Source organism: Campylobacter gracilis (genome assembly GCF_001190745.1).
Classification (GTDB): domain Bacteria; phylum Campylobacterota; class Campylobacteria; order Campylobacterales; family Campylobacteraceae; genus Campylobacter_B; species Campylobacter_B gracilis.
In genome coordinates this window covers 2,132,841-2,149,289 of record NZ_CP012196.1, presented here as the reverse complement: position 1 = coordinate 2,149,289, position 16,449 = coordinate 2,132,841, and the positions used below count along the sequence as shown (strand labels likewise).

Sequence of the window (16,449 nt, the reverse complement as noted above, 5' to 3'; positions counted from 1 at the left end):
AATTTAGACCGATTTAAGCTTTTTTCAGAGTTAAAATTTTGCAAATAAACATCGCGGCAAGCACGACGAAGCAGACTCCAAAGCCGATCAGCGTACAGTCGGCCATCGACATAAATTTGCTTGATGGGATCAGGTACCAGCCGTCCCCGTAAAGATCCACGAGATACTTTTGAAAGCCGCTTAGCGTGACGCCCTCGGGCACCAGCGGACTGTCGTAGCCGCAGTCGCCCGTAGGCAAAAACCAATCGGGCGCCCACCGCTCAAGCGGTAGGCCGAACGGATAGTGCGGCTCGGTCGAGCAGCCCTGTACGCCAAACGGTTCGTCTCCGTGCACGGCGTCGTGGATTTTGGCGAGTTTTACGCTATACATTATGCCCTGGATTGCGCCCCAAAAGGCTAGCAGGTAGCCCGCGAGCGCGAGAAGTAAATTTTTGGGATTTATGATCGCGACTAGCCCTCCTAGCGCCATGCACAAAAATGCAAAGCGGATATAGACGCACTGCTCGCAAGGCGGCATATAGACGTAGTTTTGAAACAGCGAATGCGCCAGCACCACGAGTCCGACGCTCACCGCTACGAGGATCGCCCACGGCAGACGGCTGTCTGCGAATTTTGCTATTTTTTCCGCAAATTTCATGCCGCGCCCTATTTTTTAAGCAGCTCTTCAATTAGCTGCGCCATGCCGTCGATAGAGCTGATGGACTTCGTCATGATGAGGTATTTGCCGTTTACGACAAACGCCGGCACGCCCTGGATCTTGGCTACGTCGTAGCTCTCGTCCCATTTTTTAAGCAGTTCGGCAACCTTTGGATCTTCTAGTTTCTTTTGATAATCCGCCTCGCTGATACCCGCCGCATCAAGCCCCGTCTTTAAAAACGCAGCCTCGTCCTTGCCGTCGTTCCAGCGTTGCTTTTGATCGTGATATGCTTTATAGTAGGCAAATTTCGCCTTTTTAAACAGCGAGTTTTCATCCAGCAGGCTCACGCCCTTTTCCTCGTCCATCACGGCTAAGACGGCAAAAATTTTACTCGCTGCCTCGCCGTATTCGCCCTTGGTTTTTAAATGAAACGGTACGTATTTTAGCCCCGCGACCTTTTCTACGACCTTCGGCGTGACGGTTTTGTCGTATTTGTAGCAAAACGGGCATGCGTAGCTAAAGACCTTAACTAGCGTGTTTTGCTCCACTGATAGCGGCTTTTGCAGCTTTACGTAGTCCTCGCCCTCGGTAAATGCTGACGCGCTAAGGGCGCCAAACATCACTACGGCTAAAAAGCCTTTGCTAAATTTAGAAAGTAGGTTCATGGAATGCTCCTTAAAATGATTTTGTTTGCGTTAATTTTATATTCTCTCGCCGCCGCAGAACTCACGCTAAGATAAATTTTAGATTAAATTTATAAAATTTCGACTAAATTTTGGCACAAAAGATAAAATTTGAAATTATTTTTTACAATTAAGCAAGTTTTAATAAACGCGTGATTTCTACGTTAGCGAGGTTGATTAAAATTACGATATCAAATCAATTCAAAGGAGAATAAGATGAAGCGAACTCTTTCCTCATTTGCGCTAGCTGCGGCGCTTTTAGGCGGTCTAAGCACGGCTGCACTGGCTATCGGCGGACCTAGCGGCGCACACATCGACTACGGCATCCCGGGCAAGATCGGCGAAGTAGTCGTAAACCCATACGACATCGCGCCTCTAACGGCGGTGATCAAAAACGGCGGCTACACGCTAGCAAACGCGAAAGTCACTATCGTACCAAAGCCGGGTGGTCAGGTTATCAGCTATAAAGTCGCCGATAAGCATCTGCGTACGCACGGCGGAATCCCTGTTTTTGGACTTTACCCTGACTATCAAAACACCGTCGAGGTCGAGTATGATAAAATTTATAAGGGTCAAACCGAACACATAAAAGAAACCTATAAAATTTACGCGCCCGCGATTTATCTAGAAAGCTCGGGCATGCCGTCTCAAAAGGGCGCGCTGTTTGATAAAATCGAAGTCGTAAAGGCTCCGAGCGCGAAATTTGCAAACCGCCTCTACTACGTAAATAACTTCGTAAATAAAACGGGCAAGGGCACCAAAGTCGTGTGGAACAACCCCGCAGGCGGCGCGATCGAGTGGAACTACAGCCCCAATAACTTCATCCTAGACACCAAAGGCGAAGTGCGCTGGTATCTGGAGCCGAGTAAAATTTACGACCTCAAGCAGCCTTTTTCCGCAGGCGTCATGATGGGCTTTAAGCAAAACGACGACGGCGCGATGACGTGGGGATACGGCCAAAGATACGCCAAATACGACATAATGGGACGAGAAATCTTTAACCGCGAGCTACCTGCGAGCTACAACGACTTCTCGCACTCTATGGACGTTGCGCAAAACGGACACTATTTCCTACGCGCGGCAAACGCCAACTATAAACGCGCCGACGGCAAAAACGTCCGCACCGTGCGCGACGTCATCGTCGAGGTCGATAGAGACGGCAACGTCGTGGATGATTTTAGGCTGTATGAAATTTTAGATCCGTACCGCGATATCGTGCTAAAAACGCTCGATCAGGGCGCGGTGTGCCTAAATATCGACGCTAGCAAGGCTGGTCATACCGCGAGCACGGACGAGCTAGCCGCGATGGATACGAACGAAAAATGGGGCGACATCGTGGGCTCGGGCCCCGGACGCAACTGGGCGCACGTAAATAGCGTGGATTATGATCCAAGCGACGATAGCATCATCATCTCCAGCCGCCACCAAGACGCCGTCATCAAGATCGGCCGCGACAAAAAGATCAAATGGATAATGGGCGCGCACAAGGGCTGGAAGGACGAATTTAAGGGCTTTTTGCTTCAACCCGTAGATAAAGACGGCAAAAAGATCGTCTGCGAGGACGAGTACTCAAAATGCCCGGGATATGAGAGCGAGAAGGGCGGATTTGACTGGCAGTGGACGCAACATACGGCATTTCGCATCGATAGCAAGTCCAAAAAGGGCGTAGTGTATCTCACCGTCTTTGACAACGGCGACACCCGCGGCATGGAGCAGCCTGCGATGGCGGGTATGAAATACTCCCGCGCGGTCGTCTATAAAATCGACGAAAAAGCTAAAACCGTCGAGCAAGTCTGGGAGTACGGCAAACAGCGCGGCAGCGAGTGGTACAGCTCGGTCACTTCGCTAGCGCAGTATCAAGACGACCTTGATAGCGTGATGGTTTACTCCGCGGTCGCGGGCATGCAGTTTGACATCGCCAAAGGCCGCCCGGTCGGCGTGCCTAGCCCTCACATCAACGAGTTTGAATGGGGCGCAAAAGAGCCGTCAATCGAGATAAAAATGACCAACGCGATGGGCTATCAGGCGTTTCCGTTTAGCCTAGAAAAAGCGTTTGAGAAGTAAAATTTTAAAATTTAGCGGCCGTATTTCGAGCGCGGCCGCTTTTGTTTTAGTTTATGGTCAAATTCTACACATCTACTCGATAGAATTTCATCCGAATTCGGCAAATTTTATCCCTCGGTACGGTAAAATTTAGCCGAAAACATAGCTCTTTATTCTAGATAAAATTTAATCATCGGATTTGCGATTTCGCGCTCTGCTTTTGCTATAATTTCGCTCTGCTAAAATTAATAAGCGTTATTTCGGTATAGACGAGCTAGCGCACGGTTTGGATGAAATTTGCATCCCGCTTGAGGGCGGGGGACGACGGGTATGAGGTTAATGCATCCAAAGGATATCCGTGCGGCAAGGCGGCGCAGCAAAGGAGAAATAGTGGAAAAATCCAGAAAAAAGGAACTCAAAAAGTTCGCGGCGCAGCGGCAGTGAGATGCATTTGAAAAGAGCCTGCCGATGAGTAGGGCGGAGTTTGAACGGCTATTTGAGTTCTTAGGCGAGGGCTTGGCGCATCGTGGCTGCGACGGCACGCATAGGCTCACGCTGGAGTTTTTGCGAGCTCGCCGCATGCCGAACGAGACGGCGGTTTTGGACTTTTGCGAGCAAAACGGCAGGTATTGCGATTGCGAAGTTCTAAGCAACGTGCAAAATTGCTTCGAGTTTTAGGGAGCTGTGCGCAGAAAGATATGGTTTCGCAAGCGTCGTTTCAAAGAGGCAGTGCGTAAAATTTAGTAAAATTCTAGTGGCGCGAGGGCTCAAAAGTAGGGCTAAAGCAGCGTTTGCGGTGCGAACTGTCGCCGTGCAATAAGCACAAAACCTACCGCGCCAAACACGCGGGCCTTTTGTAGCATTAATGCTCTAGTTTTTAAATTTGACGCAAAAGGCGGGCGACCTGCCGTTAAACGGCAATTAAAGCGTGGTGTGATGGGGCTTGTATGGACTTAAGAGCGGTATGCTCGCTTAATTTAACGATACAAGACGGCGCGGAGATCTAGAGTTTGCCCCTTAAATTTTATTGCAGTAGCCATCAGGCGGACAGGGATATGCTATGGACGTTTTCATTGAGCGAGCTTGCCGCAGACGCTTTGCTGTGCGACAAGCAGGTTGATTGCAAGATTAGGAGAACTCGCACAAAGCGCTTTTGCGTGAGAGGACTTTGCTGCGGTGCCGACGTAAATTTTATCTGCGCGGCATTTAAATTTAGCCCAAAATTTCCCCGACGAAAAACAGCGCCGACATCGCAAACGTGCATAGCGCGACGACCTTTAGCTGCCCGTCGAAGTCGCGACACTCCCGCACTTTTAAGACGAAAAATAGGTGCCACACAAGCGGCGCAAAGCTAATTACGTAGAGTAGTTTTACGCCCTGCTCGCCGCGCAAAAGCGAGTAGCAAAGCATCAGGCTAGCTCCACCCGCGATCAGCGCGTAGTGGTAGCGCTTAGCGGCGCGCAGTCCGATACGAACGGGGATCGTGCGCTTGCCTTTGAGCGCGTCGTTTTGGATGTCGCGCATGTTGTTTAGATTTAGCACGGCGGTGCTTAGCATCCCGCACGCACACGCAGGCAGCAGCAGCGCCGCATCGAGCGAACGCGCGTATAAAAAGTACGAGCCCAGCACGCTTAGTAGTCCAAAAAACAAAAACACGAAAACGTCGCCAAGCCCCAGGTATCCGTATGCTCTAGCGCCCACGGTGTAGCGGATCGCCGCATATATCGACGCACCGCCCAGCGCCAAAAACAGCAGTACGAGATAAAACCGCTCGCCGAATGCCAAAACGCTTAGCGCGAGGCTTGAAAATGCAGAAAGTAGCGCCGTAGCGACGATGACGCGCTTCATCTCGGCCGCGCTCATCTGCCCCGTTTGTATCGCGCGACGCGGCCCCAGTCTGCCCTCGTCGTCGGTGCCCTTTACCGCGTCGCCGTAGTCGTTGGCGTAGTCGCTTAGTACCTGAAACAGTAGCGTCGTAAGCAGCGCCAGTGCGAAAATATCCGCTCTAAATACGCCCGCGCCGTATGCTGCGCCGCTACCGAGCAGTACGCCCGAGACGCTAAGCGGCAGCGATCTAAGGCGAGCTGATGCGTAAAGAGCCTTTGCGGTTATCATTTTTTACCTTTTGTTGTTAAATTTATACGCCGAATTTACGGCGAACCCGAGATAAAATTTAGCGGAAAAACACCAAAAATATTATAAATTTAGACTATTCGTAGAGTAAATTTTATTTAAATTCCCCTTTTTAATATAAATAGCGGTAAAATAGAGCCAAAAATTTTAGGAATTGTGATGAAAAAAGTTCTTACCGTTCAAGATATATCCTGCGTGGGCAAGGTTTCGCTGACCGTTGCATTGCCGATACTTAGCGCGATGGGAATGAGCACCAGCGTAATCCCTACGGCGGTTTTATCGATGCATACGGGCTTTTCGGGCTATACCTTTTGCGATCTAAGCTCGCAGATACGCGCGATCATGGCGCACTGGAAAGACCGCGGAGTGGTGTTTGACGGCATCTATACGGGCTTTTTGGGCTCGGCGGCACAGATCGAGATTATGGGCGAGCTATTTGCGAGCTTCGGCGGCGCGGGCAAGACCATTTTGGTCGATCCTTGTATGGGTGATAACGGCGTGTTTTATCCTGGCTTTAACGAGGATTTTGCCCGCATGATGGCGCTTCTGTGCGCCCAGGCCGACGTCATCACGCCTAATATCACCGAGGCCTGCGCGATCACCGGTGTGCCGTACCGAGAGGACGCAGATAAAGATTTCATCATGGATCTGCTTGCAAGGCTTCGAGAGCTGGGCGCTAGACAGGTTATTTTAAAGGGCATCGGCTACATCGCCGATCAGTGTGGGGTTTTCAGCTACGATGCGCGCACGGGCAGGACGAACGAGTATTTTCACGAGCTGCTGCCGGTCAAATTTAACGGCACCGGCGATATTTTCGCAGCCGTAGCTTTCGGCGCGATAATGCGCGGCAAGTCGCTGGAAACGGCGGTTCGCATCGCCGCGGACTTCGTCGTAAGCACGATCAAAGAGACGATGAGCGACGATGAGCGCAACGGATACGAAGGGGTGGATTTCGAAGCGATAATTCCCGAGCTGGTGAGGAAAATCTAAGTTCTAGACGGATTTGGAACTCGCCGCGCGGACAGAGGATTTGTGGGAGAGCTTTAAAATTTTACCGCAAAAGGAAATTCCTAAATTTCATCTGCTGCGTGAAATTTTAAAATTTCAAAATTTATGTGTCGTGTGGGGCACGGAATTCTATAGGCGATGTGGAATTTTAGAATTCATGCATTGCACGGCTTATAATTTTATCTCCTGCATAGAATTTTAAAATTTGCGCCGACGTAAAGATGCAAAATTTATCACTAGCGCAGAATTCTAAACGCAAGGCTGCAGTGAATTTATCTGTTTGCGAGCTTGAGCTGCATTTTGAAATTTCGTACAAAATCTGCTTAAAATTTTATTCCCACAAGCCGTGCATTCATAAAGTATTCTCAAAATTTAGATTAAAATCCGTATTTAAATCCTATATTTATTTAAAATTTTAGCGATTATTAAAGAGGATGCTTGAAGAATTAAATAAAGATGGATATAAAATTAACGGCACTAAATTGCAATATCTGATAGCGAAAAATGAGATGATACGGAAAATTTTATGAGATACCAAGCATCAAGACGGTTATACTATAGCGGTTACTATAAGCGGCAGCGATACGGATAAGATAAATACTTACACAGAAAAAGAAGGATTGTAATAGCAAAGACGATTGGAATTTGAATGTGTAAAAAAAGCACTTAATTAAATTTTTCTAAGCATTTGGCGAGATTATATGATTTTAAAATTTAAATTAAGAAGGACGGCATAGTCGTAAAATTTAAATATGAGCGTCGGTGCAAAAATGGCCGTGGATAGGCTAGCTTCGCTAAAAGCGGCGTATAAAGGGTAAATTTAAAATCGAAGCTTTGCCGAATTAAATTTACCCGATTTGCCTCGCTATAAAATTTATTCGCCCAGGAAGTATTTCAGATCCGCCTGCGCGTCGCCGCTGATTAGGCGAAGACCGAAATTTTGCACCAAAAAGCCTAAAATTTCGTCGTTGAAAAACTCAGGCACCGTAGGGCCTACGTTGATATTCTTAACGCCTAGGCTAAACAGCGCAAGCAGGATGATGACCGCCTTTTGCTCCATCCACATCAGCACGATCGAGACCGGCAGATCGTTTACCGCGATACCCGTAGCCTCGCTAAGCGCTAGAGCGATCTTGACCGCGCCGTTGCTGTCGTTGCACTGACCTAGATCGATATAGCGCGGAAGCTCGGTGCCTGGCACGTTTCCGAAATCCACGTCGTTGAAGCGGAATTTGCCGCAGCTGGAGGTCAAAATCACGCAGTCCTTCGGCAGGCTAAGCGCTAGCTCGCGGTAATACTCGCGTCCCTTGCCCGGCGCGTCGCAGCCGGCGATGACGAAAAAGCGGCGGATTTTGCCCGATTTGATCGCGTCTAGAATTTGCGGCGCGAGGCTCAAAATCGTCTTATAGTGTCCGCCCGTCACCAAGCTCTCGTCGCTGTCCATGCTCACGTCGCCGCACGCAAGCGCGCACTCGATGAGCGGCGTAAAATCGTCGTTTTGGATATGTTTGATGCCGTCGGTGCCAGCGATAGAGTAGCCAAACAGCCTCTCTGCGTAGCTACAGGACGAGCGAAGCGGCACGATGCAGTTGGTGGTCATCAAAATCGCGCCTTTAAATTCGTTAAAAAGCTTGGTCTGATCGAACCACGCCTTGCCGACGTTGCCCTTTAGGTGCGGATACTTGCGAAGCTGCGGATAGCCGTGCGCAGGAAGCATCTCGGAGTGGGTGTAGATATTGATGCCCTTGCCCTCGGTCGCTTTTAGCAGCGCCTCAAGAGCGTGCAGATTGTGTCCGCTGACCAAAATCGCCTTGCCCTCGACCTTGTTTTGGCTAACCTTAACCGGGGTCGGTACGCCGAATTTTGCGGTATGCGCCTCGCTTAAGATATCCATCATCTGCACGCCCGCGCTTCCGACGGCCATCAGCTGCGCGATATGCTCGTCGAAGTTAAAATTTGAGTTCGTCAGCGTAAAATACAGCGTATCACCCATAACGGTATCGACCGCGCTAGTATCGGCGCCGAGCTCACGGGCGTGGTGGCGGTAGGCGCTAAGGCCCTTAAGTCCGAAAACCATAGTGTCTTGAAGCAGGCTTAATGTGGAATTTTTGCCACAGGTACCGCGGTCTTGGCCTTTGGCGCCGCAGCCCTCGGGCGCGCTCATTTGGCACTGATGACAGAACATCTCTAGATTGTCGCTCATAGAAATCCTTTATAAAAAATTTAGTTGGTAATTTTAAGATTTTATTTAGGCAAAAAAATTGATTATAATCAATAAATGGCTAAATTTTATCAAATTTATTTACAAAATGAGAATTTTAAATTTTATAATAAGGTATTCTAGATTGCTTAGAAAGCATAACGAGAAATTAGAATATTAAAAAATTTCTGAAACAAATTTTTATAAAACCAAGAAAACTTAAAGCTCTTTAAATATCGATAAAACCAGGGGTCTAAAGGAGTTTTTGAGTATATATGGCTCCGGATGCTGGATTCGAACCAGCGACCAAGCGGTTAACAGCCGCCTACTCTACCGCTGAGCTAATCCGGAACGCGTAGAATGGATGGTGCGGATGAAAGGACTTGAACCTTCATGCCGTGAGGCGCCAGATCCTAAGTCTGGTGTGTCTGCCAATTTCACCACATCCGCAAAAAAGAAAGCGCATATTAGCCAAAAAGCTCTTAATATGAGCTTAATATGGTACGCCCAAGAGGATTCGAACCTCTGGCCTACGGCTTAGAAGGCCGTTGCTCTATCCAACTGAGCTATGAGCGCAAAATATCAAATCAGTGGTACGCTCGAAAGGAGTCGAACCTTCAACCTACAGATCCGAAGTCTGTTGCTCTATCCAATTGAGCTACGAGCGCATAAAGTGGGGTGAGTTGTGGGAATCGAACCCACGACCCTCAGGACCACAATCTGATGCTCTAACCTACTGAGCTAAACTCACCACAATGGTCGGAGCGAAAGGATTCGAACCTTCGACCCTCTGGTCCCAAACCAGATGCGCTACCAGCCTGCGCTACGCTCCGTAGATTTTCGTGGATTGAATAAAAAGTGTATTATATATATTTTTTCTTAAATTCCGCTTTTTGCGGCTTTAAATTTAATGAAATTTAGCAAGTCTCATCTGTTTTTCTAAATTTTTCAATAAAATTCGCATCAGCGTTAGCCCCTTCGTGCGGTGCGAAATTTTAAATTTCACCGCAGCGGGCAGCTCCCCGATCGTGCGGTCAAATCCGCGCGGAATAAACATAAAATCGTATCCGAATCCGTTTTGTCCGCGTTGCTGCGTTATCGCCGTGCCGTGCATAAAGCCATGCGTACAAAATTCGCCCAGATCGCATTTTAGCGCGATCGCTGCCGTGTAATGCGCGGGGCTCTCCTTTAGCCCCAGGGCGCGCAGGCTAGCGACTAATTTCTCGCGGTTGCTCGCATCCGTCGCGTCCGCTCCGCTAAAGCGCGCCGAAAATATCCCAGGAGCCCCGCCCAGCGCGTCCACGCAGATACCACTATCATCGCTTAGCACAAAAAATTCGCTCTGTAAATTTTTACTTTTTAGCACCTCATACACTGCGCGAACTTTAATAAGCGCGTTTTGTTTGAAGCTCGTGCCGCATTCGTCGATCTCAAAAGGCTGAAGTACCTCGCTGAGCGCGCACACGTCGTATCCCGTGAAAAATTCTTTTATCTCTTTTACCTTATTTTTATTGCTCGTCGCAAGTAAAATTTTCATCCTCGCTCCTTAAATTTAAGCCGCCATTTTACCCAAAATCAAAGAATTCGTTACGATTTTTGGCTATAATCGGCGCAAATTTCATATTATTTGAGGTCTAAGATTATGCTAAAAAGCGTCCTTCCGCTTAGTTTTATCATCGCTACGAGGTTTTTTGGATTATTTATTTTGCTGCCCGTGCTTAGCCTGTATTCATTGAGCTTACACGGCGCAAACGAAAGTCTAGTGGGGCTACTTTTTGGAATTTATGCGATTATGCAAGTGATTTTGCAAACGCCATTTGGAGTGCTAAGCGATAAGATTGGGCGAAAGAAAACCCTTGCGATAGGGCTGGCGCTTTTTATCGTGGGCGCTTGCGTTTGCGCGGCGAGCGAGAGCATTTATACGATGATTTTTGGGCGCTTTTTGCAAGGCTGCGGTGCCGTAGGAGCCGTAGCCACCGCACTAATTAGTGATTTTACGCGAGAGGAAGAGCGCGGCAAGGCGATGGCGGTAATGGGCGCGATGATAGGCGTGAGCTTTGGCGTAGCAATGATTTTAAGTCCGCTTTTAAGCGCTAAATTTGGACTTGCCAGCCTATTTCATTTAAGTTCAGCGCTTACGCTTTTATGCTTGGTGCTGCTTTTTTTCGTAGTACCTACCGAACCGCATATCCGCTCCCTGCGCCAAAAGGTTCCGCTCGGCTCACTTTTGAGCGATAAAAATTTAATGCTTATGAATTTAACGAATTTTTTTCAAAAAGCTTTCATGACGGCAGCGTTTTTTCTAATTCCAATTTTGCTCGTGCAAAAATTCGGACTTTCCAAAAGTGATTTGACCAAAATTTATGCTCTAGGCGCGATATTCGGCTTTACTGCGATGGGTGCGAGCGGCGCTTTAGGCGAAAAGCGCGCACTAGCTAAGCAAATTCTACTTATCGGCATTTGCTTTTTTATCGCTTCGTATTTGATTTTTGCGTTTGCTAGCGGGGCGAGCGCTTTCGTGGTGGGCGTGATGCTCTTTTTCGTGGGATTTAACGCGCATGAGCCCATTATGCAAAGCCTTGCGTCCAAATTTGCCAAAGTCGCTCAAAAAGGCGCCGCACTTGGGATTTTTAATTCGTTCGGATTTTTTGGCAGTTTTTTGGGCGGGCTATGTGGCGGTGCACTTTTTGGCAAAATCGGCATCGAAGCGCTAGGCATTGGTGTCGCGGTTTTGGGTGTGATCTGGCTTGTGCTACTTTCTAGGCTGAGCGATCCAAAACTTTTTAAGAATTTATACTTTCCTAAAGGTGGCGATTTTTCCGCACTGCAGGGTGTCAAGGGCATTATTGAAATTTACGAGACCGATGGCGAACTCGTTGTGAAATTTAACTCAAAACTGATAAATGAAGATCAAATTTATAAAATCGTAGGAGGCAAATGATGGAATTTGAAAAATTTGAAAGTGCGATGGGGCGCTTCGCAAGCACGGTGCAAAAGTCTTCGCGCATCGAAAAAGTTGCGATCACGCAGGCGCTGGGGCGTATTTTAGCTACCGACGTCGCGGCGCCTTTTAGCACTCCGCGCCGCCCGACCGCCGCGATGGACGGCTACGCGCTAAAGGGCGCGGATCTGAGCGAGGGGGCGAAATTTAAGATCGTCGGCACGACGCCTGCAGGCAAGATGCCTAGCGCTGCGGCAAAGGCGGGTGAGTGCGTCAAAACCTTCACCGGCGGGCTCATGTGCGAGGGCAGCGACACGCTTCTGCCGATCGAAAACGTGCAGGTGCAAGGCAGCGAAATCGTCGTCACTAAGCCCGTTCCTGCAGGCTTTGCCGTGCGCGCGGCGGGCGAGAGCTACCGCGAGGGCGAGCTTTTACTTCGTAGCGGCACGAAGCTCGGCTTTTCGCAGATCGCGCTGCTAGCCGAGCTTGGTCTATTTCACATAAGCGTATTCGTCCGCCCAAAAGTAGCAATCCTAGCCACCGGTAGCGAGATAAAAGACCTCGGCGAGAGGCTCGAAAACGACGCTCAAATTTACAGCTCCAACCACATCGCGCTTGCAAATTTAGTAACGCAGCTAGGCTACGAAGCGATGATAATGCCGATCGCGCGCGACGACGAAAAAGAGCTAGAAGGCGCTATCCTATCGGCTTTACAGAGCGCCGACATACTTCTAACCAGCGGCGGAGTGAGCGTCGGAGACTACGACTTCGTGCAAAGCACGCTGCAATCAAAATTTGAGCTCATCGTAAAGGGTGCGGCGATCAAACCGGGCCGCCACGTGCGCGTAGCCAAAACCGGCGAAAAATATATCTTCGCATTCCCGGGCTTCCCGCTCTCGGCGCTCATTACGTGCATTTTATTTTTGCGCGTATTTTTACAAAGATCTTTCGGCGTGCACGAAAGCACGGAATTTAGCGCAATCTTGGATCACGACTACGTAAAAAAGACGCCGTGGCTGGAGTTTATACCCGCCGTCTTGCAAAACAGAGACGGACGGCTTTTTGTTAGCCTACAAAGCAAAAGGCAGGGCTCCAGCGCGATTTTGAACAATTTAGACGACGATAGCGTCCTGCTCGTCGCGCCGCTAGAGGTCAAAGAGCTCAAAAAAGGCGAACTCGTGCGCGTAATCTCGGTACCTAAAATTTAGCGCGCAGCGGTTCAGAGGCGATTGCGGCGGCAGATGGAATTTTAACTGCCGCGAGGGCTAAAATTTTGCCGCTGCGAGGCGTTAAATTTGGCTACGAAAGCTCTATTTTGTGGTTTGAAAAGTTGAAATTTAGACCCAAATCGCGCGCCGAGGCGGGCTCATTAGAATTTTTACCGCACGCCGCTATAAAGCTAGCGCGCTAATCTTTGCCGCCGTACAATTTCAGCCCCAAGCTGCTTTGCGGGCGGAATTCGGGTATTTGCGGGAGATAAAGCAAAAATGAAAGATAAATTATATGGTGCTCCAGTGGGCGTTTTCGGCGAATACAAAGCGGGTGTAAAATGAGCCAAACCCACCCTTTTAAGCCGATTTTCGATGAGAATTCTAAAATTTTAATCCTCGGCTCCTTCCCCTCCGTCGTTTCTCGTAATTTTGGCTTTTATTACGCAAATCCGCAAAATCGCTTCTGGCGCGTGCTGGCCGGGATTTTAAACGCGCCGCCGCCTGCGAGCACGGACGAAAAGATAAAATTCCTGCTCACCCGCGGCATCGCCATCTACGACGCTGCGATCTGCTGCGAGATAAAGGGTTCGAGCGACGCCAAAATGACCGCCGTCGTGCCTGCAAATTTAGAACCGATCTTTAGCGGCGCACGCATCGTGCAAGTTTACGCAAACGGCGGCAAGGCGCACGAAATCTGCGAAAAATATCTAAAAACTCAAATTTTAAACGCAACGGGCAAAGAGCCCGTCAAGCTGCCGTCCACGAGCCCTGCGAATGCAAATTTTGGTTTTGAAAGGCTGGTGCGCGAGTGGACGATCGTCGCGGACGTGTTAAAAATGACTTAAATTTGGCAAATTTATTAAGTTTGTATATTACCTAAAAGAAATGTATAATTAAAATGGTGCTAAAATTTTAGGTATAACCATTATCACAAGGAAAATAAATGTCAAAAATCAGTAATTCTTTAAATAGTTTTGAGCAGTTAAAAGAAGCGGTTAATACATTAGATATTAAATCTATACCAGAAAACGAAACACAGGAATTCGCCAGAAATAAAGAAGCGTTAATTTATATAGAAAGCTATGTAAATTTATTGGATGAAAATCTACTGCCGAATTCTTTTTTCGGAGAATTTCAAAACTGCTTTGTCAATTGGAATAGAAGCACGAGGCATTTGACTACCATTGTAGACAATGCCTTAATAATATTAGCTAAATATTCAACCATATATATTCCAAAAGATCAAGCAGAATCAACCATTATGGGGATGATTGCGGGATACAATGATGCCATAAAGACATCATTGGATGATTTAAAATTAGATGAGATAAAAAATAAAATAGCAGATGTTGAGAATTCTATACAAAAATTCAGTATTGCCAATGACGAATTTGCACAAAAATATGGTGAAATTTGCGGATACTGTAATGAGATAGAAAATTTTAGAACTCATTTGGTGGTTAGACAAGAAAATAAAGATATATCTATACAGCAAGAAATAGAAAATGCAAGAAATAAAATAACCCAGGATATGGAAGCAACTAAAGAAAAAATTATCGAAAATTCGCAAAAATTAGAAGAAATAGGAAAATTTCATATAAGGATTTTCGGCGAACTAAATGATAATGTTCGCAGTGGAGGCTTAGAACAAAAACTTGACAATATGTTTGAAAATTTAGATGAATATGAAAATACCATGAAACAACGCTTCGATGAATACGATAAAATCATTAAAGATTTAAATGAAAAAGCTACAAATGCAAGCTTGTCATCGTCATATAAACAACAAGGAGATGCAATTAGAAAAACTGTTAGAAGGTGGGATATTGGGTTTATTTTAAGCATAATTGCGATAGCCGCTGTTGCCGCATGGACTTTTATTGGAGTAAATGAAATTTTAAATAAGGATATTAGCGCAGTAATTACAGAAATATCCCAAATAAAAGGCGGAGTAAATAAAACTTATAATGTATCCATAATACCTAGTGATAAAATTTACATTATGATTTTTGGATTTTTTTCAAAAATAACCATGGCTTTACCTTTTATCTGGCTTGCCATCTTTTGCTCAAATAGACGCAAAGAAGCCATGAGGCTAGAGCAAGAATATGCTCATAAGGTTGCAGTTGCGAGTTCCTATGCTAGCTATAAAGAGCAAATATCTAATCTAAATGAAACTAATCCAGAATTACTAAAGGAATTAATGGCTTCTACAATCAATATTATTTCCAAAAACCCAAGTGATTTTTTAGATAAATCAAAAAGCTCTGATAAATTGATAGACTGTGATGGAATTATAACCAAAATGAAGCAACTACCAGAATGGTTGATTGATTTGATAAAGCAAAAGAATAAAAATTAATTCAAAATAGCTTTAATTGGCAGTATTTATAAAATATAAAGGCTAAAGTTGTGAAATTTTTAAATACAAGCGCATTAAAACTTCTGTTTCCGTTTTTGGCGCTAGGCGCGCAAGCTCTGGAGCCAAAAATCGTAATGCAGCCCGAGCCGGTCCTGAAAAACGGTCTGTATTTCGTAGCGGATAAGCCCTATAGCGGGGCGCTCAAGGTGCTGCACTACAGCGTCGAGGATCTCTACGACGTAAATTTTATGGGCGTCGTCTATCCCAGAGCAAAGCCGCTGCCGCCCACGCTAATCCGAGAGATCGACGTAAAGGACGGCACTGCGGTGCTTCAGCGCGATTACTTTGACGGCAGAGATAAGCCCTCAAACGAATATCCGCTAAAAAACGGTCTGTACGACGGCGTCGCAAAGAGCTACTACGCAGACGGCGGCGAGCTGAAGTCGCAGAGCGAATACAAAGCCGGCAAGCGCGAGGGCTTTTACAAGCTGTATTATCAAGGAAACGGCAAGCTAAAGCAGCAGGGCGCGTATAAAGCGGATAGGCGCGAGGGCGTTTTCACCGACTACTACGAAAGCGGCGAAGTAAGCGCGCGCCATACGTATAAGGGCGGACTGCGAAACGGCAAGGACGTGGATTATTACAAAAGCGGCAAAGTGCGCGGCATGCGGAGCTACAAAGAGGGTAAGCGGCAAGGCGTAGAGAAATGGTATCACGCAAACGGCGCGCTAAGAGAGGCCGGCGCATACAAGGATGACCGTAAACAGGGCGTTTGGAGGTTGTTTTACGAGGACGGTAAGACACGCGTAGCAGAAAATTTTAAAGACGGCGAGCGCGACGGCGCCGTGCGTGAATATTATCCAAGCGACGCGTTGCAGGGCGAATACGAGTTTGAGCGCGACAGACAAACGGGCACGAGTAAGCAATACTACGCAGACGGCGCTCTTGCGGCGAAGGTGATGTTCAGAGACGGGCGCAAACACGGGCTTTATGAAACTTACCACGAAAACGGCGCGCTCAAGGCTAGAGTGACGTTCAAAGATGGCCTGGAGACGGGCACGGCGAAGCACTACTACGCAGACGGCAAGCTCGAAGCCGAGGGCGAGTTTGAGCGCGGTAGGCTCGTGCGCGCCAAAAAATACGACGAAAGCGGCAAGCTAATCAGCGACAAATCCGATAAAAACGGGCTAACGAGGGAGTAAAGCGGGCTAAATTTTAAAATTTTAAGCGG

14 protein-coding genes and 6 tRNA genes are annotated in these 16,449 nt (G+C 47.5%); 9 read left to right on the top strand and 11 right to left on the bottom strand.

Annotated elements, in window-relative coordinates; all coding sequences use genetic code 11:
* Nucleotides 1–13 precede the first annotated feature (13 nt).
* Together dsbI and CGRAC_RS10650 are read right to left on the bottom strand one after the other, a co-directional pair.
* A complete protein-coding gene (dsbI, locus tag CGRAC_RS10655) occupies nucleotides 14–637 on the bottom strand; it encodes a protein-disulfide oxidoreductase DsbI (protein WP_005870981.1) in 624 nt (207 codons plus the stop codon).
* Between the two features lie 8 nt (nucleotides 638–645).
* On the bottom strand, nucleotides 646–1,302 hold the full coding sequence (locus CGRAC_RS10650) for a thiol:disulfide interchange protein DsbA/DsbL (protein WP_005870980.1): 657 nt from the start codon (nucleotides 1,300–1,302) through the stop codon (nucleotides 646–648).
* 234 nt (nucleotides 1,303–1,536) lie between these two features.
* Here CGRAC_RS10650 and CGRAC_RS10645 point away from each other — a divergent pair, with 234 nt between their 5' ends.
* Both CGRAC_RS10645 and CGRAC_RS10640 read left to right on the top strand, forming a co-directional pair.
* Nucleotides 1,537–3,384, top strand: a complete 1,848-nt coding sequence (locus CGRAC_RS10645; RefSeq protein ID WP_005870979.1) for an aryl-sulfate sulfotransferase — start codon at nucleotides 1,537–1,539, stop codon at nucleotides 3,382–3,384.
* Between the two features lie 447 nt (nucleotides 3,385–3,831).
* The gene (locus tag CGRAC_RS10640) at nucleotides 3,832–4,041 is read left to right on the top strand and encodes a DUF2695 domain-containing protein (protein ID WP_005870976.1); all 210 of its coding nucleotides are present in this window, start codon (nucleotides 3,832–3,834) and stop codon (nucleotides 4,039–4,041) included.
* Nucleotides 4,042–4,575: 534 nt separating this feature from the next.
* Here the strand turns inward: CGRAC_RS10640 and menA are convergent.
* Nucleotides 4,576–5,478, bottom strand: a complete 903-nt coding sequence (gene menA, locus CGRAC_RS10635) for a 1,4-dihydroxy-2-naphthoate octaprenyltransferase (protein WP_005870970.1) — start codon at nucleotides 5,476–5,478, stop codon at nucleotides 4,576–4,578.
* 177 nt (nucleotides 5,479–5,655) lie between these two features.
* Between menA and CGRAC_RS10630 the strand changes: the two genes are divergently transcribed.
* Together CGRAC_RS10630 and CGRAC_RS12100 are read left to right on the top strand one after the other, a co-directional pair.
* Nucleotides 5,656–6,486 carry a pyridoxamine kinase gene (locus CGRAC_RS10630; RefSeq protein WP_005870968.1) on the top strand — a complete coding sequence of 277 codons (831 nt, stop codon included), beginning with the start codon at nucleotides 5,656–5,658 and terminating at the stop codon, nucleotides 6,484–6,486.
* A gap of 13 nt (nucleotides 6,487–6,499) precedes the next feature.
* Nucleotides 6,500–6,706, top strand: coding sequence for a hypothetical protein (locus tag CGRAC_RS12100; RefSeq protein WP_005870966.1), 207 nt, complete (start codon nucleotides 6,500–6,502; stop codon nucleotides 6,704–6,706).
* Nucleotides 6,707–7,378: 672 nt separating this feature from the next.
* Here CGRAC_RS12100 and hcp read toward each other — a convergent pair.
* From hcp to CGRAC_RS10590, 8 genes are all read right to left on the bottom strand, one after another.
* Complete coding sequence (gene hcp / locus CGRAC_RS10625; protein ID WP_005870964.1) at nucleotides 7,379–8,707, bottom strand: hydroxylamine reductase; 1,329 nt, start codon at nucleotides 8,705–8,707, stop codon at nucleotides 7,379–7,381.
* Nucleotides 8,708–8,980: 273 nt separating this feature from the next.
* A tRNA-Asn gene (locus CGRAC_RS10620) sits at nucleotides 8,981–9,055 on the bottom strand.
* A gap of 14 nt (nucleotides 9,056–9,069) precedes the next feature.
* Nucleotides 9,070–9,154, bottom strand: a tRNA-Leu gene (locus tag CGRAC_RS10615).
* 49 nt (nucleotides 9,155–9,203) lie between these two features.
* A tRNA-Arg gene (locus tag CGRAC_RS10610) sits at nucleotides 9,204–9,280 on the bottom strand.
* 15 nt (nucleotides 9,281–9,295) lie between these two features.
* Nucleotides 9,296–9,372, bottom strand: a tRNA-Arg gene (locus CGRAC_RS10605).
* Between the two features lie 6 nt (nucleotides 9,373–9,378).
* A tRNA-His gene (locus CGRAC_RS10600) sits at nucleotides 9,379–9,455 on the bottom strand.
* A 5-nt stretch (nucleotides 9,456–9,460) separates the two neighbouring features.
* Nucleotides 9,461–9,537 (bottom strand) — tRNA-Pro (locus tag CGRAC_RS10595).
* Between the two features lie 74 nt (nucleotides 9,538–9,611).
* Nucleotides 9,612–10,241: a non-canonical purine NTP pyrophosphatase gene (locus CGRAC_RS10590; RefSeq protein WP_005870962.1), complete on the bottom strand. Its 630-nt coding sequence runs from the start codon at nucleotides 10,239–10,241 to the stop codon at nucleotides 9,612–9,614.
* A gap of 105 nt (nucleotides 10,242–10,346) precedes the next feature.
* Here CGRAC_RS10590 and CGRAC_RS10585 point away from each other — a divergent pair, with 105 nt between their 5' ends.
* From CGRAC_RS10585 to CGRAC_RS10565, 5 genes are all read left to right on the top strand, one after another.
* Nucleotides 10,347–11,645 (top strand): MFS transporter, encoded by a 1,299-nt coding sequence (locus CGRAC_RS10585; RefSeq protein WP_005870961.1) that lies wholly within the window; start codon nucleotides 10,347–10,349, stop codon nucleotides 11,643–11,645.
* Nucleotides 11,642–12,853 carry a molybdopterin molybdotransferase MoeA gene (locus tag CGRAC_RS10580; protein WP_005870958.1) on the top strand — a complete coding sequence of 404 codons (1,212 nt, stop codon included), beginning with the start codon at nucleotides 11,642–11,644 and terminating at the stop codon, nucleotides 12,851–12,853. The genes CGRAC_RS10585 and CGRAC_RS10580 overlap by 4 nt, the downstream gene beginning before the upstream one ends.
* A 341-nt stretch (nucleotides 12,854–13,194) precedes the next feature.
* Entirely contained in the window at nucleotides 13,195–13,701 is a 507-nt protein-coding gene (locus CGRAC_RS10575) for a DNA-deoxyinosine glycosylase (protein ID WP_005870955.1), read from the top strand.
* A gap of 98 nt (nucleotides 13,702–13,799) precedes the next feature.
* Nucleotides 13,800–15,218, top strand: a complete 1,419-nt coding sequence (locus tag CGRAC_RS10570; protein WP_005870952.1) for a hypothetical protein — start codon at nucleotides 13,800–13,802, stop codon at nucleotides 15,216–15,218.
* A 50-nt stretch (nucleotides 15,219–15,268) separates the two neighbouring features.
* Nucleotides 15,269–16,420 (top strand): toxin-antitoxin system YwqK family antitoxin, encoded by a 1,152-nt coding sequence (locus CGRAC_RS10565; RefSeq protein WP_005870951.1) that lies wholly within the window; start codon nucleotides 15,269–15,271, stop codon nucleotides 16,418–16,420.
* Nucleotides 16,421–16,449: the final 29 nt, after the last annotated feature.